This is a genomic window from Mesorhizobium sp. CNPSo 4670 (genome assembly GCF_057784235.1).
Genome location: NZ_JBWJFQ010000065.1, coordinates 1 through 1,053 on the forward strand (window position 1 = coordinate 1; position 1,053 = coordinate 1,053).

Sequence of the window (1,053 nt, forward strand, 5' to 3'; positions counted from 1 at the left end):
AACCGTCCGGTCTTGGCGACTGACGTTTTGAAGGCCTCATGATCGAGCGGCTTCAACGTACGTGGATCGATCACTTCGACCGAAATGCCTTCCTCGGCGAGCGCGCTGACCGCTTCCATCGTCGGCTGAATGACACCGGCAACAGCGATAAGGGTTACGTCTTCTCCTTCGCGCTTCACATCCGCTTTGCCAATCGGGATTAGATGATCCGGGTCTGTGGTCACATCGCCCTTCACCGGCCACAGGCAGGTGTCTTCGAAAACCATTACCGGATCACCGTCGCGAATGGCGGTTTTCATCAGCCCCTTGATGTCTGCGGCGCTTGTCGGGCTGATGATCTTGAGGCCAGGCACGTTCATAAAGGAGGGATAAGGTCGGTCGGCATGCTGCGCCGCCTTGGACCCCCGCGAGTACACCCAGCAGCGAAACACGATCGGAATGTCGATCTGGCCTCCGGTCATATACCGCAATTTCGAGGCCTGGTTGATGATTTGGTCCGAGGCGAGATAAACGAAGCTGGAAACCGAGAGGTCTACGATCGGTCGCAATCCGTTGATGGCAGCCCCAATTCCGAGGCCGGTGAAACTGCCTTCCGAAATCGGCGTGCTCCAAATCCGGTTCTTGCCAAACCGCTCAATAAGTTTGGCACCGCCATAGATCGAAATGTCCTCTCCCATCAGGACGACGCGCTCATCACGATCCATTTCCTCCATCTGCGCCTGCACCAGAGCTTCAAAATAGGTCATCTGAATATGGGCGCCGGGGGTCGAGGCAAGCTTGTGGGCATCATTTGCCATGTGGAACTAATTCCTCTCCAGCCCAGCCACAGAACCGTGATGGCCTGCAAGGGGCGAGTTGAACATGTAATCGGGTAAGGTTTCGGGCCGAGGCGGGGGGCTGTCTAGACCAAATTCTACAGCCTGCTTCACGGCTTCGACGACTTCATCCTCGATTGCTTGCAGACTCTTTTCATTTATGCCTTCACCGAGGAGCACAGTGCGATAAAGCAAGATCGGATCGCGGTTGCGTCTATGCGTCTCGACTTCTTCAACC

At 55.8% G+C, this 1,053-nt stretch carries 1 protein-coding gene and 1 pseudogene; both read right to left on the reverse strand.

The genetic code is table 11. The annotated features are described in order from the left end of the window. On the reverse strand, positions 1–797 hold a 797-nt coding region (locus tag AC0ZT5_RS35075), incomplete at its 3' end, for an alpha-ketoacid dehydrogenase subunit beta (protein ID WP_488500158.1). Between the two features lie 6 nt (positions 798–803). Continuing rightward, positions 804–1,053, reverse strand: a pseudogene (locus AC0ZT5_RS35080) (pyruvate dehydrogenase (acetyl-transferring) E1 component subunit alpha); the annotation flags it as partial.